This window comes from Chamaesiphon minutus PCC 6605, from assembly GCF_000317145.1.
Classification (GTDB): Bacteria; Cyanobacteriota; Cyanobacteriia; order Cyanobacteriales; family Chamaesiphonaceae; genus Chamaesiphon; species Chamaesiphon minutus.
The window spans coordinates 639965-660250 of sequence record NC_019697.1 but is presented as its reverse complement, the minus strand read 5'-3'; the positions used below and the strand labels follow the sequence as shown (position 1 = coordinate 660250).

The following is a 20286-nucleotide window of genomic DNA, read 5'->3' as shown; positions in this document are numbered from 1 at the left end:
TCCCATTCTGTTAGAGGCTGACTGATGCAAACCCAAGATACTCACAAACAGCCGGAAAACGATCTCAATGGATCGAGTGTGGCAGATCTTAAGCGAGACTTTCTGAACAAGCTATTTTATGTCCAAGGCAAGTTTCCGGCACTGGCAAGCCTGAATGACTATTACATGGCATTGTCTTATACTGTGCGCGATCGATTGCTAGAACGTTGGATTAATACTGCTGCAATCTATACCGATTCAGGCGCGCGGACGATTTGCTACCTCTCTGCCGAATTTTTGATGGGGCCACAACTGGGCAATAATCTGATCAATTTGGGTATTTATGACCAAGCTCAACAAGCGGTTGAGGAATTGGGACTAGATCTCGATGCCCTGCTCGAACAAGAAGAGGAACCCGGACTGGGCAATGGCGGCTTGGGGCGATTGGCGGCTTGTTATTTGGATTCGATGGCAACATTAGAAATTCCATCGATTGGCTATGGGATTCGCTATGAATTCGGCATCTTCGAGCAAGATATTCGCGATGGTTGGCAGGTGGAGCGCACCGATAAATGGTTGCGATTTGGCAATCCTTGGGAAATTTCGCGTCCAGAGTGGGCGGTAGAAGTTAAGTTAGGTGGCCACGTTGACCATTATACCGACGAGCAAGGGCGGTATCGGGTGAGATGGATACCCTATGAGGTAGTTAAGGGTGTGCCCTACGATAACCCGATTTTGGGATACAAGACCAATACTGCCAATACTTTACGGTTATGGACGGCTGAAGCTCCAGAGTCGTTTGATTTTGCGGCGTTCAATTCTGGTAACTATGCCGGAGCCGTACATAAAAAGATGGTTTCGGAAAATGTCTCGAAGGTGTTGTACCCAAATGATGATAGCGATCGAGGTAAACGGTTGCGTCTAACTCAGCAGATCTTCTTTGTTTCTTGTTCGTTGCAAGACACGATCCGGATCATGCAAGTTCAGGATCTCCCCTTGGCGAAATTCCACGAAAAATTTGTGATTCAACTCAATGATACTCACCCCGCAATTTCGATCGCGGAATTGATGCGGTTGTTAGTCGATGAGCATTATATGAAGTGGGACCAAGCTTGGGCGATTACCCAACGGACTTTTGCTTATACCAATCATACGATCTTACCAGAAGCCCTCGAACGGTGGCCGATCGCGCTGTTTTCGAGTCTGTTACCTCGACACATGGAAATTATCTATGAAATTAACCACCATTTCATCGATGATGTACGGATGAAATTCCCTGACGATCCCGATCGGATTGCGCGGATGTCATTGATCGATGAAAGTGGCGAAAAGTACGTCCGGATGGCGCATTTAGCTTGTGTGGGCAGTCATGCGATTAACGGAGTAGCCGCACTGCACACCGAATTACTCCAACAGGATGTATTGAGTGACTTCTACGCATTGTATCCACACAAATTTAGCAATAAGACTAATGGTGTCACCCCGCGCCGCTTTGTAGTGTTGAGCAATCCGCGTTTAACCGATCTGATTTCTAGTAAAATTGGCAATGGTTGGATTAAACATTTAGATGAGTTGAAAAAACTCGAAGCCTATGTTGATGACATAGAGTTTCAGCAGGAATGGCAAGATATTAAGTACAATCTCAAGCGCGATCTCGCTAATCAAATAGTTAAAGACTATGGGATTAATGTCGATCCTCACTCGCTGTTTGATATTCAAGCCAAGCGGATTCATGAGTACAAACGCCAACATCTGAATGTCCTCCATATTATTACGCTCTACAACCGGATTAAAGCCAATCCCGATATCGATATTACGCCGCAGACATTCCTATTTGGCGGTAAGGCTGCGCCAGGTTATTTTATGGCGAAGCTAATCATTAAGTTGATTAACTCCGTTGCCGATGTCGTCAATCGCGATCCTGATGTCCGCGATCGAATTAAAGTTGTGTTCCTTAAAGATTACAGCGTCAAATTCGCCCAACATGTCTATCCAGCCGCCGATCTATCCGAGCAAATTTCGACCGCTGGGAAAGAAGCCTCCGGGACTGGTAATATGAAATTTGCCATGAATGGGGCATTGACGATCGGTACCCTCGATGGTGCTAATATTGAAATCCGCGAAGAGGTTGGGGCAGAGAACTTCTTCCTATTTGGTTTAACCGAGCAAGAAGTTCAAAAGATGAGTGCTGATGGATATTCGCCGATCGACTATTACCACACTAATCTAGAGCTAAAACTGGCGATCGATCGGATTGCATCTGGTTTCTTCTCTCATGGCGATCCAGAGTTATTCAAGCCATTACTACACACACTTTTCGATCGAGATCCTTACTTCTTGTTTGCTGATTATCAAGCCTATATTGATTGTCAACATCAAGCTAGTCTAGTTTATCGCGATCTCGAACGCTGGACGCGGATGTCGATCTTAAATGTGGCGCGAATGGGTAAATTTTCTTCGGATCGATCGATTCGGGAATATTGCGAAGATATTTGGCATATTAAACCTGTCAAGGTGGAGTTAAATACATCAATGCCCGATAATCTTAGTTTAAAACATTAAGATTGTCTTTCTATTGGCGCACATATGTTGATTTAGCATATTAGGTTCGGTAGAACCATTATCTTGGACACAGGCTAAATTGACAACGACTACTGCTTGATTAGTGTGGTTCAGAAACCCGACTTCAAAAGTTGGTAGCCAAGGATAAATTTACCGATGAATGCTACCATCAGGCATGGTAGCCCCCCGTAAATCCGCATCTGTCAGCAACGTCCCTGTTAAATCTGCGCCAGTTAGATCTGCATTTTGGAAATTGACCCCTCCAAGATCGGCATAACTCAAATCGCACTCTCGCAAACTAGCACCACTGAAGTCCGTAACAAATAGCAGATCTTGAATACTATGACCGTGATGAGCGCGAGTAAGTTTGGCGCGATCGAGGTTAGCGTTATGGAGACATGCTCCACCCAGATTGATATAGCTTAGATCGGCTTGTTGGAGATTAGCCCCGCCTAAATCGGTGCGGCGATCGTCACTGGCACTCAGATCGGCATCAAACAGCATGGCTCCAGCTAGATTTGCTCCCGCTAAATTTACGCCGCAGAGACTAGCTTTGGCCAGATATGCGCCGCTCAACTGCGCTCTATTTAACTTGGCTCCAGTGAGGTCTGTTTCCCGCAGGATCGCTCGATCGAGATGGGATTCAGTGAGGTCTGTGCCCCATAATAAGGCTTCGCTCAGGTCTGCGCCCCGAAAATCAGCATGACTAAAGTTAGCTCTCCCCAAGCGGCATTGTCGCAGGTCTGAGTGACTGAGATCGATCCCACTGAGTTCGGCAGCAATTAAATCTGTTTCTAACAAATTGCTACTGGCAAAGTTTCTCTGACCCAGGGCATATTGCTTGAGAAGTGATGCTCCGTCCATAATCACTATTCTTTTTTTAGCGTAGGATTTAATTCTGCCGTTCGCAAGTTCCGAAAACTTTCGGCTTGTTGCTGCAATCGATCGCCAATCCGATGACAGGCTAATTCGCAGAAATCAAAGACGCTCGGGTCGATAATTTCGTAATAAGCACTGGTGCCTTTGGTTTGCCGCGAGAGAATTCCGGCGTGGGTTAATACTTTCAGATGTTTGGAGAGATTGGCTTGACCTAAACCTGTGGCGGCGGTCAGTTCCATCACATTCATAGGGCCAGATTGCAAACAATGCACGATGTGCAACCGACTACTCTCGGAGAAGACTTTGAAATAGTCAGCCACAAACGCCAGGGTGGTGAGATCGAATTGGGTTGACTCGTTAACTGACATGGGAATTCTTTGCTAACACATTTACTAATAAATAACCGTAACTGATTATAACTAGATAGTTATGCAAATTTATAAACAGTTTGTAAAAGTTAATCGCTAAAAAGTTATATAGTTGTAATTGCTGCCGATTTAGTAGCCAGAGGTCCGCCAAATTGTTAGTCAAACTTCTAAACTCACTAACAGCCAACACCAATTGCCGATCCATCACAAATTGACATGAATCAGAATTTAGAGTGGGCGTGAAAGCCCAAAACACAGCACATCCCCATGCCGATCTGGAAACCTACTATGCGCCCATTGTGGTGTCCGATGCCGGAGCCTTTAATACTTATCTAAAGCTGATTCCACCCAGCTATCCGCTGGCTGAACGCCAAGAAATTCAAGCTTTTCCAAAAGGCAACAGTATGTTGACGGTGTACTTAGGATTAAAACAGAGTGCGCAACAATTGGGTTTTCAAGGTGAAAATCACTGGATTTACACGACCTACGACCACGATGAAATTGCTCAAGATCCGCTCATAGCCTCAGATAGCTTACCAAAATTTTGTTATCTCTCGTTTCCATCACTAAAAGATCCATTGGCTCAGGGGCATACGTCCGAAATTATTGCCCACATTGACTGTGATTTCTTCTCGAAATGGCGGGAGCGACCTTGGCGACGACGAGGTGAAGATTATTCTGAACTGAAAGCCCAAATCACCCAAGCTCTGATTCAGTTAGTGGAAAACCACTATCCTGGCTTTGCAGATTTAAAGGAGTAAAAGCTGTAGCCAACCTACAATCTATGAACCTTGCACTGTCGGTGTAAATTATCGCGCCCAGTAGATAACTTTCTTTTCTAGGGCGACAAATAAAGTGTAAAGTATCACACCTAAGATAGCTAGAGTAATCAGCGCGGCAAAAGCAAGCGGGACATTGAAGTCTGATGCCGCCTGGACGATTAGATAACCTAAACCAGCATTGGACGCGATCGACTCAGCGATTACGGCTCCGATGAAGGAAAAAGACACGGCAATTTTGAGGGAAGCAAATACATAGGGTAATGTGTGGGGCCAGCCAACTTTTTGGAAGATCTCAAAATCTGATGCACCCAAGGCACGCATCACATCTTTCATTTCCGGCTCGATCGTTTCTAACCCTAATGCTACGTTAACGGCGATCGGGAAAAATGCTAACGCAAAGGCAGTGACGATCGCCGGAATTGCGTTTGCGCCAAACCAAACAGCCAGGAGGGGGACTAGTGCAGACTTGGGGATAGTATTAAAGGCAACTAGTAACGGATAGAAAGTTAAATAAATGAATTTGGAGTAACCAATTAGGAAGCCCAACGCAATACCAACTACGCTAGCCAACACAAAACCGGCAAAGGTAGTCCAGACTGTCCGCCAAGAGTTTTCCAATAGTTGTGGCGCAAATTTGATGGCAGCTTCGATAATTTTAGAAGGTGCAGGTAAGTTAAATGCTTTGATTTGAAATGCAAATACTGCTAGTTCCCAGATTATCAATAGCATAACTGTTGCGATCGATGGCAAAATAATCGTCGCAGCTTTTGTATTTAGGAAAGCCTCAAACATAACTTTTTTAGTCGATCTTCTGGACTTATTAACACTTATCTGCATATATTTTGCCTCGTTAGTACTGCGATTAAGATAGTGGAAAACACTGTTTGTCCTTTGCCTAACTTTTGTGAATATGGCGGCGTAACTCAGCGGCAAGATGGGCAAATTCATCACTGAGACACATTTCCAACGTTCTCGGACGAGGTAAATCGATTTTCAGTTTGAAAGCAATTTCGCTCGGTCTGGGACTCATCACGTAGACAGTATCAGACAGAAAAACTGCCTCGCGTAAATCGTGGGTAATGAGCATTCCTACGCACTTTGCTTCCATCCAGAGGTTTTGCAACATCACCCACATTTCTTCGCGAGTAAAGGCATCTAGCGCGCCAAAAGGTTCATCTAATAGCAAAATTTCTGGCTGGTGAATCAGTGCCCGACAGAGGGAAGCTCTTTGTCGCATTCCGCCGGATAATTGCCAAGGAAACTGCTGCTGGAAATCATTTAAGCCTACTGCTTTCAACAGCTTTTGAGCCATCTCTAGATAGTGAGGTCGATTAGTTTTAAAGTCTCTTTTGTAGGGAGACACAATTTCTAGTGGTAGTAAAACATTATCGATCGTCCGTCGCCAAGGCATTAAGACTGGATTTTGGAAAGCAATGCCGACATTTTTCAGTGGTCTAGTTACTGGTTGGTTATGGCAGCGCAACTCACCGATTTTGGTCGGACTCAACCCCGAAACCATCCGCAAAATTGAAGTTTTCCCGCAGCCACTCGGCCCTACAAATGTGACAAATTCTCCGGGCTGAACGCTCAGGGTAATTTCCTGGACGATCGTCCGCATCGATTCTTCAAAGGGATATTCTAAACCAATGCGATCGAATTCTAGCAAGGGCATAGAAGCAGCAACGGTTTCAGTGGCAGAAGATATTTGTGGCTTTAGCATTTTAACTATACCTTTTGATTGAGTAAAAAGTTTGGTCAGTAAAGTTCCAAATAAGTCAAAAATCTTGGCTGATTTGATTTAAGTTAAATTAGGGGTTTGCGATCGGCTGATGGTGGAACCATCCGTTGTTCTTTGGCTGGTAAAAACTTATCTGTAAATACATCAGCCGCCTTTACGGGCTTTAAATTAAAGCCCGTAACTGTCTGAGTAATACTTTTTTCTAGACGTTTCATGTCTGCACCACCAAAGCCGGCAGACTCGACTTCTGGCGTTACATACATCCGTTCGATCGCCAACTTCAAGCGGAGCTTTTCGGCATCGCGATCCATTAATTTACTTTGATCTGTGGAAACAACCAAATCGAGAGCCGCACTAGGATCTTTGACAACCTCCTGCATTCCTTTGAAATATGCCTTGAGAAAAGACTTAATTACTTCCGGATTTTTGTTCATAAAGTCTTGCTTGACCAAAATTCCATTGCCGTAAAAGTCTAAACCAAACTCGTCATAGGCAAAGATTTTGATATCGTCCATCGTCTTCCCACCCTCGATCAAAGATGGAATCACCGAAGTATAGAATCCACTGACGGCATCAACTTTACCTTGTAACAAGAAAGTCTCTCGCAACTTGGGTTCCATTGTGTCCCAAGTGACTGAATCAGGCGCAATTTTTACTTCCTTAGCAAAAAGTGGGAACAATTTTCTTGGTCCATCACCTGCTGGTGCTCCAAGTTTCTTGCCAACTAAATCAGCAGGAGTTTTAATTCCACTTTGTTTAAAAGTAATAATGGAAAAAGGTGCCTTGCTTTGGTAAAAGGCTACCGCCATAATCTTGTCACTAGGATTTTTGTCATTGAATTCCATCGCATTGTAGATATCACTAAAGGCAATGTCATACTTACCAGTCCCCAGCTTACTAATGGTGTCAGAATTTCCGAAACCACGCTCATAACTAACATCCAAACCTTGTTCGGCAAAGTACCCCTTTTCGATCGCCCAAATTAACGGCGCATCAAGGCTTTGCTTCAAAAAAGGTAATTGGACACGAATCTTTTGACCTTCCTTTTTGTCAGTACTCGCGGCAGTCGTTGTCGCGGCTGTCGTAGAAGGCTTATCTCCAGTAGTCGGCGGTGCTGAGTTACAACCAGCAAGCACCGCTGTGGAAGCTGCAATCAGGAGGATTCTATGTAATTGTTTCTGGAAAGTATGAAGCATTATTAGCCTGCAAAATTCAATACGTATACGGTATACAAAGCTAGCATCATTTAAGTTGAGTGGCGCGGAAGTTTCTGTATCATCAAGTACACCTGAGTTGGGAGTTAGAGTTGGTAGCTTGATTTGTGCTGTCTGGCACTAGAAACCTGAGTTCGATGAGGCTGTGCCTCATCATCAAATCAAGTCTCTGACTGTGCTTGAGTCATAAACATCAATTATTAAAATGAGATATTTCCAAGTCATTATCAATAAGCTTTGATTATTGATAATGACTTGGAAGTAAAACGTCGATCGATAATTACAAATAATTAACAATTAATAAGTTATTAAAAGTTCTGAGGAGCGGTCGGCAAATAAAAGTACAAATAGCATTGCAACCCTTATGTATAATCTCTGATTCTGGTTAAATTAATATATATATTAGAAAACCACACTTAGATGATGGACTTAACCGAACTATTTTGTGAAATAGATGATTTCTGCCAAGATTGGCTAGCAACTTTTTCATCAATATCTTTCCCTGCCAACGGTAATAGCTTACCAAAACGCTGCGGCCTATCACTGAGCGAGGTCATGACTATTTCTATTCATTTCCATCAGTCAAGCTATCGAACATTTAAGGATTATTACCTCAAAAATGTTTGTCAAAACTTAACTGATTATTTTCCAAAGTTGGTTAGTTACAATAGAATGGTGGAGTTGATGCCAAATGTTTTAATAGCTTGCCTTTATTATCTCAACTCTCGTCAAGGTAAGGTGACTGGAATTAGTTTCGTGGATAGCACGGCTATTCCAGTTTGTCACCCAAAAAGAATTAAAAGAAATAAGGTTTTCAAAGAAACTGCCAAGCTGAGTAAGAGTTCTATGGGATGGTACTTTGGATTCAAGCTTCATTTAATTATTAATGATTGCGGAGAGATATTAAGCTGCAAAATCACACCTGGCAATGTCGATGACCGCACACATTTGCCATCAATGACACAGGGAATATCAGGAAAAATATTTGGAGACAAAGGATATATTAAGAAAGAACTATTTGAAGAATTATTAAATAAAGGATTGCAGCTAATTACGCCACTAAAATCTAATATGAAAAACAAGCTCATCTTGATGGATGACAAAATATCACTTCGGAAACGCTCGCTGATTGAAACGGTAAATGACCAGTTAAAAAATATTTGTTATTTAGTCCATTCTCGCCATCGGAGCTTGCATAATTTCATGCTAAATCTGATTACAGCATTAATTGCTTATACTCATCAACCTAAAAAGCCGAGTTTGAAGCTAGATGAGCCTGCTCAAAACTTCTTTAGTATTGTTCCTATTTAGCCGATTATTTATTTATTAACTTAACTCAATATTTTCAATCATTAATCATCTTAATGATGGGTTTTATCGTGCCAAAATTTACATAAAATTTGCTATTAAGCTGAACATGTTGTCACATCTGAGTTCGATGAGGCATAGCCTCATCGAACTCAGGTTAGAAGGTAAACTGCATCCGTAAATTTCCTATGAAAACTGGGGGGTTACTCTGAAAGTTGTTGGGGCTGAAGATCGCGTAGACTGCGGGGACGATCGCCAGATTGGGAGTAGCTGGATAGTAGTAAGAAATCTCTAACTCTTGCTGTTTCCCACCATCACCCCCACCAGAGAGGAGAAATTCACGCCCACTCAGATAGGAGTGGGGAATCAGATATGAAATCACGCCCAATGCGCCTTTTTTGCCCAAGTCGGGAAATCCTAATCCTATTTGAATGGATTGAACGCTGGTACTACCACCAGCACGAGCTGTATTAACGGGATTAATCTGTGTCTTACCATAGGAATATCGCCCAAATATCCCCACCTGTGGAGTGAGCAGCCAGTCAAAATTAGCCACTACCGTATCTGCTGGTGCATCATTTAATCTACCACCGAAACCATCATCAGCATAGCCATAAGGCAATGGCTCGCCGACGGCTCCGCCAATAAAGCCATTGTAAGCACGGATCAGGGAGCGTGAGTATAGCAAGCGCAGATTCACATCTTTATTAGGAGAATAGGTTAACTCCCCGATCGTTTGATTAGTACTTCCAAACAAACCAGCAGCGGGATTACTAGAGGTATTAAATCCAGCCGCAGAACTCAAAAACTCGGTATTCTCGCCCAAATAGCCAACATTGAACCGCAACTGTGGATTGATATTCCAGGAAACAACGGCACCCGAACCTCGATCGATCGCCGCAAACAAGGTACTACCGCTGGAATTAAAACTACCCGAACCAGTCAGGAAGGACGTAAATCGGTTTTGATCGAAGTAACGATAAGCATTCAGACGTGGGCCGACGGCGACTCGCACTTGGTCGTTGACTGGAAAAGTGTAGGATAACTCACGCAAATAGACCGCATTCGATCCGGCTTGTGGAGTACCTGTTTGATCGGCAAGTGGTGTACCCCAAGTATTAAAGAATCCTGATGACACCAATTGGTTAGCTGGAGAGTTCGCATTTCCCGCCACGAGTTGAGTAACCAACATGTCTTTACCTGTAAAAGAGGAGTTGAGTGTTAGGAACACATAGTTACTTACTGTCGGATTAGCATCCCGACGTTGAACGCGAGTCGGCACTCCATTAACGCGAGTTGGCGCGATAAAAGGACTATTCCCACCTTGAGCGAGGGATCTCTCGGTAGTAATATCACCCCCAGTAAGTGCCCCAGTAAAATTCACCCAAACTGTCCCACTGAGCTTAGTCGTGGCCGAAAATTGTTGCTTTTCGATCCTTGCGGTTTTGGCTTCAATTGCCTCAACTTGCCCGCGCAGAGCTGTTAGTTCGGTGGCAAATTCAGCCTGAAGTTTTTCGATCGTCTCTAGATCTGCTTTGGTAACTGGATCTGAAGGTTCTGCGGCGATTTTTCGATCGGAAGCGGCTACCGCCAACGATTCATTCACCTGACTTAAACAGATATTCAAACTGGTGACAAATTCTGCCCGTGTTAATGATGCTCGATTTCGATCGGGATCTTCTGTCTGACAGTCATATCGATCGCTCAGTGTCTCTAAGGCTGTCACCGCCCAATCAGGCGGTTTAACATCCTCAGATGAGGGAATAGATTGGCCGATGGTGGTCGAAGATGGCGGTAGGATTGTTGCGGGGGTTGGATCGGTAATTCTGTCCCTAAGCGGCATATCCGATGATAATACCTTTGGCATGGGTACAAGCTCCCGATCCGCTAACTTTTCTGCCCCACGAGCCTCCGATCCCAGCACCCCCATGACCACAAAAATGGAAGCTGTCAGAATTAAACTTTTGATAACATTTAGATTGAACATGATCCACTGAGAATAATTTTTTGCGGCTAATGTGAGACAAAGTTCGATCGAGTTGTTAAGATTGAATGAGCCTCAATGTATCCTGTATACATGATTTTTTTTCGGTAAATTGTACGGGTTGCTACAATTGCGAAGTGGACTGTTTTCAGCTACGTTGGATCTAGCCGTATACATCATCTTGAGGAACACTTGTTTTGTCGTTATCTCCACGTTCTCTACAACGACCTCAGTCGCTGCAAGACCAGGCATATCAAGCCTTGCGTACTGCCATTCTCTCTGGCGAACTAGTCCCTGGTCAACGGCTGATCGAAACACAACTCGCCCAAAAACTCCAAGTGAGTCGAACGCCGATTCGCGAAGCTTTGCAGCAACTCAAGCAAGCAGATTTAGTCGTTGAAGATCGCGGTGTTCTCAGCGTCGCCAAATTTACCAGCGAAGATGCCAGAAAGTTATATGAGTGCCGACTAGCATTAGAAAATGTTTCGGTCAAAGAAGCCTGTCTGAATGCTAGCGATCGACAACTCAAACAAATCGAAAATTTAATTGAGAAAGCTGAAAAACTACTTAATACTAAACCGACCAAATTAACCAGTTTTCAATTATTGGATTTAGACTATCGATTTCATCGAGAAATTGCCCAAGCATCGAATAATGAATGGTTAGTTTCATTGCTCGATCGATTGTTTGATAAAATGATTTTAGTGCGAATCCAAACGATGCTCAGTAACCCTGCTGTTCTAGAAGTTCGCTGGGAGCATCGGCAAATTTATGATGCAATCTTATCCCGCAATTCAGAACTAGCTGTCAAAGCGATTCAGGATCATCTGATCGCTAGTCAAGCACGAGTTGTGCTTGAATTAGAGCAAATTCAGCAAGCTCAAACCGCAATTTAGTCGATAATAGTTCTTATTTCAATCGACTACATTTCCTAAAATAGCTCGAATAAAATCGCCATAATTGCTAGTAAAGTTAAGACAACAATTAAACCGACCGCATCATTTTTTCTAGCTGAGATTAGATATTCTGGTTGTAACCAAAAATTAAGTTGATGAGAAACAAATGGCATAACCACTAGACTCAAAATTGAGGATGTGATGAGGTTATTAACTAGCATTTTACTTGCGGGTGGTAAAGAGTTTAAAATACCCAATGCCGAAAATAACTTGGATTGCAACATCACAGTTGGGTACAATCCAAGCACCACAGCCAGGATTTGCTTCCAAGTCGAAGAGCCTAAACTCGATCGTTCTAAGCCACCCCATTGCTGAGAAAACCAGCCTTCTAAACCACTTGTGAAGGACTTAAATCGGTAAGCCCGAAAAATTTCCTGTCCTGATTCCACTAGTTTTTGACGTTCGATCGATCCGACCCAGTTATCTAAATTTACTTGTGAGTCAAAGTGGATAATTGAGTACCACTTGACCACTGCATCTTGGCACCTGAGCGGTGGAGTAAGATCTGCTCGAATAAACCCAGGAGCACATTTCGCCTGATTCACTAGGTGAGTATGCCATGACTTGAAGGCAAAATCGTTTCCTTTAGGGATGATATATTCTGTTACCAGACTTGAATAAAATGTTTGGTCTGCTTGCATACAGTGGACATTAAATTAATTGATAATTTGGCGTTGCTAAATTGATGTATGAAACCCTCGGATAGTTATGCGGACTTTTTACCATAAACAGCCATTTCTAGCCGCTGGGGTTATGATTAGCAATTTGGGTTGTCAGTATACTGTATACGAACATACTTTCTATTTATCGATAGATCGATAAACTAATTAGCTGAGGCGATCGACCTAGTTAAATTGGAGGATCTATCCTGATGCTAGTTACAAAGCAACCTGTATTTCGTAAATTTTGGTATCCCGTGATTCCGACAGCCGATTTGCTCGGAAGCCCCCAACCATTTACGCTGCTTGGGCAAAAAATCGTACTGTGGCTGGATGCTGAGGGAAAACCTGCGGCGGCGAAAGATCGCTGCTGCCATCGTTCTGCCCAATTATCTTTAGGGAAGGTAGTAAATGGGGCGATCGCTTGCCCCTATCACGGTTGGCAATTCGATAGTTCAGGTCGCTGCGTCTGTGTACCCCAGCTAAAAGATGTGGGCATTCCGGCGGCTGCGCGGATCGAAACTTATCGCTGCACCGAAAAATACGGCTATGCTTGGGTTTGCTTGGATGAGCCGATCGCCGAGATCCCCCACATTGCTGAAGCATTTGAGTCAGACTTTCGCCTGATCCCGGAATTTTATGAAACTTGGAAATGCGCGGGATTGCGGGTGATGGAAAATGAACTCGATTTAGCTCATCCGACTTTCGTGCATACCACAACTTTTGGCAGTGAAGACCATCCCACGCCCGATCGATTAGAGATTACTGAAACTCCATCAGGACTGCGCGCCCACGGCGTTCTAGGAGTAGTCAACCCCGAACTCCAACAGCAAAACCTCAAAATGGAATCGGCTCAAACTTATCGCACGTTGGACATGCTGTGGTTTATGCCCTTCACCATCAAATTAAGCATTGCCTATGCCAATGGATTGGTACATATCATCGTCAATACGATGACACCGATCGACGATCTTACTTCGCAAATGGTTCAGTTTTGCATCCGCAACGACACAGAACAGGACACCCCAAGTGCTGATGCGATCGCTTTCGATCGCGCTGTCACCCTTGAGGATAAGCGCATCTTAGAATCTACTGACTGTGATGTACCGCTCGCCCCCAATCGCGAACAGCACATGTTTACCGATAAGCCCGGATTGACGATCCGCAAAAAGATTGCGGAGCTATTAAAGGCGCATGGCGAAACTGAGCAATAATAAAACAGCAGTGTTGCTCATCTAAGCGTAACCCAGCCAATAGATCGTTGGCGTAGCCTACCGGAGGTAATCGTCTCTAGTAATAATTTATCCCACCCTACAAAACTAGAAAGTCATCAAAAGTAGGATCGTTTTGAAAATTCTCACATTGGTAATCCAAGGGGCAAGTCATAGTATTCTATCTATTCAGAATTTGATACCATAACTTGCCCATCATAGAAGTCTTTTTGATTACTATTCTGATTCTTCCCCTTCATTCATATTGTTAAACATAAAAGCAAACTTACTTTTAGGTAGAATCAGTGTGGGTAAATAAAGTGGGCATTCCCAGCCATTTATCTTTTCACCCTTCTGATACATGACAACAAGAATTGGACAATCGGGATATAGTTCTCTAGGTTTACTAATCCATTTACTAAAGGCATAGCCGGAACCTTTCCAAGGTCTTATTACCTGGTTTTTCAATTCTAATCCGTCACCTTTATTGCCACGGCGAACATTTAGTATTCCTTCATTGACACCTTCTGCATTCATAGCCTTCAATACTGATTGAATTCTTGTATCATCCCACTGATATCCAGAACAGTAATGACTTGGCATGTGCGTGAGAACTTTTAATAAAAATTTGATATTAATATTATGATATATATCATCTCCTCCATACTCAGATAGAAGTTCATCTAAAGCTTCAGTATGTTGTTCTACATCCGAATTTTTCCATAATGGATCGCGAGGAAAAATAGCTGATCCTGGGGTTAAAACACCAATTGCGGCTGGATTTAAAACATTAGATCGAGTTGCCCGAAGTTGCCGACCGATCCAAACTGGCTGAATTTTTATTTGACTAAGATCGTCTCCAATAGCTTGACGCATTCCTTCGTCAGCTTCGTGTATTGCCCGAAAATCTTCCAAAATTTCTTGAGGTAAGAATAAACGAGTAACATCTTTTAATCCTTGTCGATAGCCGAACATCCGCGCATGTTGATGAACTGTGTCCATCGTTTTTTGTCTAGCATCTCGTCCATAGTAAGTTACCATTAGACCTTCAATAGTAACACCACGGGCGAGTCGATTACCTCCGATTAGGATATTCATTCCTGGATTGTATTTCAATTCTTTGTTAACATTGTCAGCATTGACGACTTGTGGAATTGCATTTCTTAACTTGTATCTTAATTTTTCTGTCAAATTCTCTAACGGTGGTAGATCGGACGATGTTTTCTGTAATTTTTTATAAGCTTGCTCTAATAATTTATTAGCTTCTTTCTTGTTGATTGTCTCCGAGTTATCTCTTAAAGCTTTGTCTAGTTGCAAAATAAATTCACTAATAATTCTCCCCAAATTACTATGATTAACTTTTTTGTGACATATATGTGCCAAAAAAGAATATTTCATATCATTATCTTGATTGGATTCCATCTTATAGACAGCACCTAAAAAGAAGCAACACAAAGCTAGCTTTAGACCACTAGGAATATTCCATGTATCCCCAGGATTAATATAACCATTTTGAGTTTTAAGTTCTTCTATCTCTTCACCTCTAACGATCGAGCAATAGGGGCTTTCCTCATCAAAGAATAAATCTCCGCCCATATAACTATCTCCTGGTTGTGGAAGTGCAGCACAAAAAGCTGGTTTACAGGGATGATCGAGATTTTGTAATAGTAAACTTTGAGGCGTTGCTGTAATTTGTAAATATATGTGATTAATTACCTCCTTCCGAATACTACCTATTTTTTCAAAAATAGTACTATCTGAAATATTTGGATTTCCTTGTTTCGATTTCCTTGCTTCGTTTGTGTTTAGACTAGCATTATCAGCTTCATCATCAAAAATAATAGTCGGTACATTTTTAGCTCCAGAATTTTTGAGAACAGTTAGTAAATTATCTAGATGGTGAACATTCTTAGTTGATATGAGAACAACTCCATCATCTTTAATATATGGTATTACTCTGCTGCGAGCGAAATCTACTGGATCTCTTTTCCACTCTTCCCAGTGACAGACAATCGGGCCACCATCAAGCTGACTCTTAAAACGTTCGGCTGTTTGCTTTCCAAGTGATGTATTGTCGGAAGTTAGAACAATAAAACAACGAAAATTGTTAGCTTCAGCTAGTGCTAATGTTGCGACTGTAATATTAGTTTTACCACTTTGAACTTTGCCATAGATTAAGCCAGTAGTGCCATCGGGTATTCCTTTGCCTTTGTAATGGTTCGTGACGATACCTTTACCATTAGCACCAACATCATCATCTCCAAATGTGTTTAAGTATATATCAACACAATTTTGAACGATTTCGCAAGCAGTATTTTTCAACTTTTCTGCTTCTAAATCACCAATTTTAGCTTTGATAGTATTAGTGAAGTGATCGATGCAATATCCGTCAGTTTTAATAGGAAGTTTACTCATGACTATTATCTCCATTTTGTAAAATTATATAAGGCCAGTCATTCTGAGGTATTGACCGATTCATTTGTTGTCTACCTGGCCCACTGACATGATAACTACCATGTATTTTGCGAGATACTGATATATGCTGTGCGCTAATATCTTCACTTGGATCTAAGAGATCGTAAAGTCGCTCCTTAGAGATACAGCAAATGCCGTCTTTATGACAAATGAGCGAGAAAAATATTTTCGTGTGTGAATATTTTTCAGATACAGTAGCTATTGCTAACTGCTCCTGATGACTCAATGTAAAAGACCATGTAGATTTTGGCTTTTTCGATAGCTTGAAAAGAATAGCTGATTTACTGCTATTTGTTTCAACTAGATAAATTGCTGGATGTACATCTGATAAATGAGTAAGTGAAATTTGACCTCCATAGTGAACTAAACGAGAAAATGCAGCCCCGTAGAGAAATTCTTGATCGCTAATCATTACGATGTCTAGTTTGGCTATAGCTTCAATAACTATTTACATTTACTTGTTCAACCCATCAGGAAATAAACTTGACTATTTACACATTCGAGCAAAGGTATATTCGGAACTCATCAGCCTCCACCCAGACAATCCCATACGGAAAATAAGGATCTGGTCGAGAGTCAAAATCAAGCCGCCATTAGCAATTCTGACATTTTAGTAGTAAAAATGTAGGGTGGGTACTGCCCACGAGCAAACTTACACGAAGCATACCCTACTGATTTTACTTGCCCAAACTCCTATTCATTGATATTTAGATTTCAGTTCAAGTGCAGCACAAAAACTGTTGAGGCTATTTAATAAAGCATTGTAGTAAGGATAAGCATCATCGCGAAGCTTGCGCGTCGTCTAACGACGATCGATCTGAAGATAATTATACAAAGCCAGTTCTGGCTCTGATGCTAGAGACACCTGCGGAATGTCCAATCCCGCTGCGGTTAAGCGGATGGATGCGATTCTCTTTCAGAGAGACTACGCCAACGAGATTAATAGCGATCCGATCGTATTATTTCTGCCTTCGTAAAGATCTTCCAATCCTGGTAGAATTAACTCCGATCCTGGCAATTCATTTAGATCCATTATTTATCCCTCTCTGATATATTTTCACAACGTAAGAGTTCATCATCTTCATCCGCCATCTCCTCGGTATAGGCTTCAAGATGTTCGGGATTAGTCAGCGCGTCTTTAGTAACTAAGTCTAAAAATAGACTCAGCATCAGATCGTCTGAATCTGAATCTAGCTCGACTGGCTGTGGTTCTAACTTAACTAGCACAGTATTATCGCTCAACACCTCCACCCATCCGGTGGCATTCACAAACTGAGGATGATCGCGGTAGAAACTAGCTGGTAAGCGGAAACCAGACGCATTACCGATTTTAGCAGGTGCGAGTGGATAGGTTGGATTAGTCATAATCGAGTTTGTGTTATTACTAATAGTAATAACATTATCCTACCAAAATAATGAGCAAATGAGCAGTGGAGCGAAAGATCGAGTCATCTGACTTACCCCTCACTTAAATAAATTCAAATCGATCGAGTAACGTACCGTAGGTAATCGCAAAGCGTGCTATTGGCAATCGATCGTAACCACTCCAAAAATTTGTATTACTAACTTAATAATGGTCTGTGGACAGTGCCCACCCTACTGGTTACCAAAGGTTCTAGCAATCTGAATTAATTCGCTTGGCGATTTAAATAAGTATAGCGGTGCCTCATTCAAAAGCTCCGCATGAGAACCGTAACCCCAAAGAACACCACCTGCTTGCAAACCATTTTTGTGCGCGGCGATCGTGTCAACTGCGCGATCGCCAATCATAAGTGTAGCTTTACTCACTTGTCCTTGCGATAACAAAGACTCTATTTGCTGGGATTTTGGTAAGCCAATTTCTCCACCACTGATAAATTGAAAGTAGTGGGTAAGTCCAAACAGATCGAGGATTAACTCCGCAAAATCCTGACGTTTTGCGGTACATAAGCCTATTGGCACATTAGCCTGATGAAGTTCGATCAGTACCTCAGTCATCCCCGGATATAGTTTGTTTTCCCTATATCCGATATCTCGATAGCGTTCGCGATATTTTGCCACAAGCTGTTTGGATTCTGCTTCATTGCCCGTGATTTTAGTGAAAGTTTCATCAAGTGGTGGGCCAACATACTGAGCAAGTTCAGAAAGTTTGAGTGGCTCATAGCCAAAATGTTCTAGAGCGTAGTTAATCGATCGACCAATACCTTCTAACGGGTCGCTAATTGTTCCGTCCAGATCGAAGAGAATGAGATCGTGATTTTGGAACATAGGATCGGGTCAATTATAGGGGATAGGGAATAGGGAATAGGGAATAGGGTAGGGGATACCCTAGATTTTCCTGATTCTAGCAAGCTCAGATTATGACCGTTTAAAGTATAACTACTCGCGATCGGTTACTTAAACATCCTTTCCATCCAACGATCCAGAAAATCTTTGAGTAATGATAAATCTGGGGTGAGGTTGATTTTTTGCAACCGCTCTACCCCAGTGTTAGTGCTAGCTCATCAGTGTCAACAGTCTTTGAAGTGTTTGAAATGGCGATCGATTGCCCTCATATAGGTCTTGCGATGCCCAGCAGCGATTGAGATAATCAACCTTTTGCTCGGTAACTAATTCATTGAGCAATAATGCGATCGTCGATCGCCAAGCTCGCTCGACCCCAAATTTAGATAGAATAGGATGACTTTTTGGGCGATCGACAGCATCTGGAACTAGTTCTAGTTGCTTGTATGTTTCCCACCGACCCAATTCGATGTTATTTTTTTGCTGGTCTAAGAATTTCATTGTGAACCTCCTCAATTGTTTAATTGCAGGAGGCACTTCCAAACCTGTCACCACACACTCACTTGAGATTTAGAGCGTATGTCCGAATCTTTTTCTGTGCCCTACGATACTTTTCTACTATAACATCCGGGACGGCGATCGTCAAGATCTCAATTCCGCAAGGCGGAGGCTACGCCAACGACAGATATTTTCTCCCAGTATTGACACAGCAGCACATACTGTCTCAAGTTAGGAAGCTGTCTCCAATTGAGCCTGTTTGTAGACAGCCCAACCGCCAAGATCGGAGATATCTGGCCAGTTATACTGCTCGATCGACTCACGCGGGTAGAGAAAAGCCGTGGCGACTTCGCCGTCGATTAATTTGACCTCGGCTGGGTACATGCGTGGTGGTTCATTGGTCGCTAAATACTCAAAATCGGCGGCAGTCATCTCGTAGATTTCGCCAGGAATGGAAATTCCCCCTTCATCTACTTGATAAATTGCTGGATGCCAGCCGTTTTCAGCCGCATGTAGTCGATAAATTGGTTCGGTGCTAACCGAGCGAATAAATTCGGCATTACCGAGATTTTGATGGTCTGGTTGCCCTCTCAATGCCGAACCACAAATGAAAACACGACGATTCGATGTTGCTCCCCGATCCATGCTTTTTTCTCCAGAAAATTACGATAGTTTTGACTCGATTAGCATCTTATAAAACAGGCAATGCTCGATCGAAGTTTACGTGTACAGTATACAACGAAATGCGTTATGCTGATTTGTAAAATATGACCTCGATCGAATACCCACGGGATTTAATTGGCTACGGTCAGGGTACTGGACTAGTAAAGAGAGATGGTTATATCGAACGTGAAACTCGTTACTGGAGCGGCGCACAAGCAGGGATAAAGAATGCCAAACTATCTAATCACAATGAAGCCCAAAATGCCGCTCTGCGGCGACGCGCCAGTGCTTACAGACGACGGCAGAATTTATATGCCAAGCTGGTAGAAGGGCTGCAACGAGTGTTGGATGTACAAAGATTAATTCATAATTGGGTTAAACCTCATTGGGGTTTAGGTAAATGTTTCACCCCCGCAATGGCTATGGGCTATAGAATAGCCCATTTTCGATCGTCGAACTATTGACACATCGTGGTTTTTCATCTGTCTCTCTTTAACAGACCAGTGCCGAGATCGCCGATGACACCCGATGATGCCCTAGAAATCCTAGACGAGCTACTCAAACCCAAGGTATTAACTCAAATTCAAGAATTTGTCTTCCGTCAGACGTGGCTGGGCACTAGCTAAATGTACAAATTTGGCGCGTTGGGTGCTTTTAGCCTCCTTGTTTTTGTTAAATCATTGCATATGTATACAACTTTACAGCTATATAGCTTGAAACTATTGTAATTTAAAAACATAGAAACGCA

The 20286-nt window shown here is 42.6% G+C and carries 19 protein-coding genes and 2 pseudogenes; 7 read left to right on the top strand and 14 right to left on the bottom strand.

The annotated features are described in order from the left end of the window. The first annotated feature begins 24 nt into the window (after positions 1-24). Positions 25-2541: a glycogen/starch/alpha-glucan phosphorylase gene (locus CHA6605_RS03070; RefSeq protein WP_015158082.1), complete on the top strand. Its 2517-nt coding sequence runs from the start codon at positions 25-27 to the stop codon at positions 2539-2541. A 150-nt stretch (positions 2542-2691) separates the two neighbouring features. Here the strand turns inward: CHA6605_RS03070 and hetL are convergent, their stop codons facing one another. Together hetL and CHA6605_RS03060 are read right to left on the bottom strand one after the other, a co-directional pair. Then, positions 2692-3405, bottom strand: a complete 714-nt coding sequence (gene hetL, locus CHA6605_RS03065) for a heterocyst differentiation pentapeptide repeat protein HetL (protein ID WP_015158081.1) — start codon at positions 3403-3405, stop codon at positions 2692-2694. Between the two features lie 5 nt (positions 3406-3410). Beyond that, positions 3411-3788 (bottom strand): ArsR/SmtB family transcription factor, encoded by a 378-nt coding sequence (locus CHA6605_RS03060; RefSeq protein WP_015158080.1) that lies wholly within the window; start codon positions 3786-3788, stop codon positions 3411-3413. 239 nt (positions 3789-4027) lie between these two features. On the opposite strand from CHA6605_RS03060, the gene CHA6605_RS03050 reads away from it, so the two are divergent. Next, the gene (locus tag CHA6605_RS03050) at positions 4028-4549 is read left to right on the top strand and encodes a hypothetical protein (RefSeq protein WP_157259745.1); all 522 of its coding nucleotides are present in this window, start codon (positions 4028-4030) and stop codon (positions 4547-4549) included. A 48-nt stretch (positions 4550-4597) separates the two neighbouring features. On the opposite strand, the gene CHA6605_RS03045 is transcribed toward CHA6605_RS03050, so the two are convergent. The 3 genes from CHA6605_RS03045 to CHA6605_RS03035 form a co-directional block, all read right to left on the bottom strand. Then, positions 4598-5407 (bottom strand): ABC transporter permease, encoded by an 810-nt coding sequence (locus tag CHA6605_RS03045; RefSeq protein ID WP_015158078.1) that lies wholly within the window; start codon positions 5405-5407, stop codon positions 4598-4600. Positions 5408-5465: 58 nt separating this feature from the next. Continuing rightward, positions 5466-6290: an ABC transporter ATP-binding protein gene (locus CHA6605_RS03040; protein WP_015158077.1), complete on the bottom strand. Its 825-nt coding sequence runs from the start codon at positions 6288-6290 to the stop codon at positions 5466-5468. Positions 6291-6373: 83 nt separating this feature from the next. Beyond that, on the bottom strand, positions 6374-7504 hold the full coding sequence (locus tag CHA6605_RS03035) for an ABC transporter substrate-binding protein (RefSeq protein WP_015158076.1): 1131 nt from the start codon (positions 7502-7504) through the stop codon (positions 6374-6376). A 441-nt stretch (positions 7505-7945) separates the two neighbouring features. Here CHA6605_RS03035 and CHA6605_RS03030 point away from each other — a divergent pair, with 441 nt between their 5' ends. Further along, on the top strand, positions 7946-8833 hold the full coding sequence (locus CHA6605_RS03030) for an IS982 family transposase (protein WP_015329006.1): 888 nt from the start codon (positions 7946-7948) through the stop codon (positions 8831-8833). A 154-nt stretch (positions 8834-8987) separates the two neighbouring features. Here the strand turns inward: CHA6605_RS03030 and CHA6605_RS03025 are convergent, their stop codons facing one another. Further along, complete coding sequence (locus tag CHA6605_RS03025; RefSeq protein ID WP_015158074.1) at positions 8988-10817, bottom strand: iron uptake porin; 1830 nt, start codon at positions 10815-10817, stop codon at positions 8988-8990. A 194-nt stretch (positions 10818-11011) separates the two neighbouring features. On the opposite strand from CHA6605_RS03025, the gene CHA6605_RS03020 reads away from it, so the two are divergent. Next, positions 11012-11710 (top strand): GntR family transcriptional regulator, encoded by a 699-nt coding sequence (locus tag CHA6605_RS03020; RefSeq protein WP_015158073.1) that lies wholly within the window; start codon positions 11012-11014, stop codon positions 11708-11710. A 35-nt stretch (positions 11711-11745) separates the two neighbouring features. On the opposite strand, the gene CHA6605_RS03015 is transcribed toward CHA6605_RS03020, so the two are convergent. Next, entirely contained in the window at positions 11746-12411 is a 666-nt protein-coding gene (locus CHA6605_RS03015) for a putative antibiotic biosynthesis monooxygenase (protein WP_015158072.1), read from the bottom strand. Positions 12412-12641: 230 nt separating this feature from the next. On the opposite strand from CHA6605_RS03015, the gene CHA6605_RS03010 reads away from it, so the two are divergent. After that, a complete protein-coding gene (locus tag CHA6605_RS03010; RefSeq protein ID WP_015158071.1) occupies positions 12642-13643 on the top strand; it encodes an aromatic ring-hydroxylating dioxygenase subunit alpha in 1002 nt (333 codons plus the stop codon). 234 nt (positions 13644-13877) lie between these two features. Here the strand turns inward: CHA6605_RS03010 and CHA6605_RS03005 are convergent, their stop codons facing one another. From CHA6605_RS03005 to CHA6605_RS02975, 7 genes and pseudogenes are all read right to left on the bottom strand, one after another. Next, on the bottom strand, positions 13878-16055 hold the full coding sequence (locus CHA6605_RS03005; protein WP_015158070.1) for a Z1 domain-containing protein: 2178 nt from the start codon (positions 16053-16055) through the stop codon (positions 13878-13880). Further along, the gene (locus CHA6605_RS03000) at positions 16048-16527 is read right to left on the bottom strand and encodes a hypothetical protein (RefSeq protein WP_015158069.1); all 480 of its coding nucleotides are present in this window, start codon (positions 16525-16527) and stop codon (positions 16048-16050) included. Before CHA6605_RS03000 ends, CHA6605_RS03005 begins: the two co-directional genes overlap by 8 nt. A 285-nt stretch (positions 16528-16812) precedes the next feature. Next, positions 16813-17148, bottom strand: a pseudogene (locus CHA6605_RS37000) (hypothetical protein). Continuing rightward, the gene (locus CHA6605_RS02990) at positions 17148-17480 is read right to left on the bottom strand and encodes a hypothetical protein (RefSeq protein ID WP_015158067.1); all 333 of its coding nucleotides are present in this window, start codon (positions 17478-17480) and stop codon (positions 17148-17150) included. Before CHA6605_RS02990 ends, CHA6605_RS37000 begins: the two are co-directional and overlap by 1 nt. A 231-nt stretch (positions 17481-17711) precedes the next feature. Next, positions 17712-18362 (bottom strand): HAD-IA family hydrolase, encoded by a 651-nt coding sequence (locus CHA6605_RS02985; RefSeq protein ID WP_015158066.1) that lies wholly within the window; start codon positions 18360-18362, stop codon positions 17712-17714. A 228-nt stretch (positions 18363-18590) separates the two neighbouring features. After that, positions 18591-18878 carry a hypothetical protein gene (locus tag CHA6605_RS02980; protein WP_015158065.1) on the bottom strand — a complete coding sequence of 96 codons (288 nt, stop codon included), beginning with the start codon at positions 18876-18878 and terminating at the stop codon, positions 18591-18593. A gap of 228 nt (positions 18879-19106) precedes the next feature. Beyond that, positions 19107-19520, bottom strand: a complete 414-nt coding sequence (locus CHA6605_RS02975) for an allophanate hydrolase-related protein (protein WP_015158064.1) — start codon at positions 19518-19520, stop codon at positions 19107-19109. A 257-nt stretch (positions 19521-19777) separates the two neighbouring features. On the opposite strand from CHA6605_RS02975, the pseudogene CHA6605_RS32365 reads away from it, so the two are divergent. Beyond that, positions 19778-20034: pseudogene (locus CHA6605_RS32365) on the top strand (IS1 family transposase); the annotation flags it as partial. Positions 20035-20041: 7 nt separating this feature from the next. Continuing rightward, positions 20042-20164, top strand: coding sequence for a hypothetical protein (locus tag CHA6605_RS36045; protein WP_269744560.1), 123 nt, complete (start codon positions 20042-20044; stop codon positions 20162-20164). Positions 20165-20286 lie beyond the last annotated feature (122 nt).

Bases quoted from the DNA above. Each gene is read 5' to 3' on its own strand.
- CHA6605_RS03040 (WP_015158077.1), bottom strand. From the start codon at position 6,290: ATGCTAAAGCCACAAATATCTTCTGCCACTGAAACCGTTGCTGCTTCT.
- hetL (WP_015158081.1), bottom strand. From the start codon at position 3,405: ATGGACGGAGCATCACTTCTCAAGCAATATGCCCTGGGTCAGAGAAAC.
- CHA6605_RS02985 (WP_015158066.1), bottom strand. From the start codon at position 18,362: ATGTTCCAAAATCACGATCTCATTCTCTTCGATCTGGACGGAACAATT.
- CHA6605_RS02990 (WP_015158067.1), bottom strand. From the start codon at position 17,480: ATGACTAATCCAACCTATCCACTCGCACCTGCTAAAATCGGTAATGCG.
- CHA6605_RS03070 (WP_015158082.1), top strand. From the start codon at position 25: ATGCAAACCCAAGATACTCACAAACAGCCGGAAAACGATCTCAATGGA.
- CHA6605_RS03060 (WP_015158080.1), bottom strand. From the start codon at position 3,788: ATGTCAGTTAACGAGTCAACCCAATTCGATCTCACCACCCTGGCGTTT.
- CHA6605_RS03030 (WP_015329006.1), top strand. From the start codon at position 7,946: ATGGACTTAACCGAACTATTTTGTGAAATAGATGATTTCTGCCAAGAT.
- CHA6605_RS03005 (WP_015158070.1), bottom strand. From the start codon at position 16,055: ATGAGTAAACTTCCTATTAAAACTGACGGATATTGCATCGATCACTTC.
- CHA6605_RS03000 (WP_015158069.1), bottom strand. From the start codon at position 16,527: ATGATTAGCGATCAAGAATTTCTCTACGGGGCTGCATTTTCTCGTTTA.
- CHA6605_RS03035 (WP_015158076.1), bottom strand. From the start codon at position 7,504: ATGCTTCATACTTTCCAGAAACAATTACATAGAATCCTCCTGATTGCA.
- CHA6605_RS03015 (WP_015158072.1), bottom strand. From the start codon at position 12,411: ATGCAAGCAGACCAAACATTTTATTCAAGTCTGGTAACAGAATATATC.
- CHA6605_RS03010 (WP_015158071.1), top strand. From the start codon at position 12,642: ATGCTAGTTACAAAGCAACCTGTATTTCGTAAATTTTGGTATCCCGTG.
- CHA6605_RS02975 (WP_015158064.1), bottom strand. From the start codon at position 19,520: ATGGATCGGGGAGCAACATCGAATCGTCGTGTTTTCATTTGTGGTTCG.
- CHA6605_RS03025 (WP_015158074.1), bottom strand. From the start codon at position 10,817: ATGTTCAATCTAAATGTTATCAAAAGTTTAATTCTGACAGCTTCCATT.
- CHA6605_RS02980 (WP_015158065.1), bottom strand. From the start codon at position 18,878: ATGAAATTCTTAGACCAGCAAAAAAATAACATCGAATTGGGTCGGTGG.
- CHA6605_RS03045 (WP_015158078.1), bottom strand. From the start codon at position 5,407: ATGCAGATAAGTGTTAATAAGTCCAGAAGATCGACTAAAAAAGTTATG.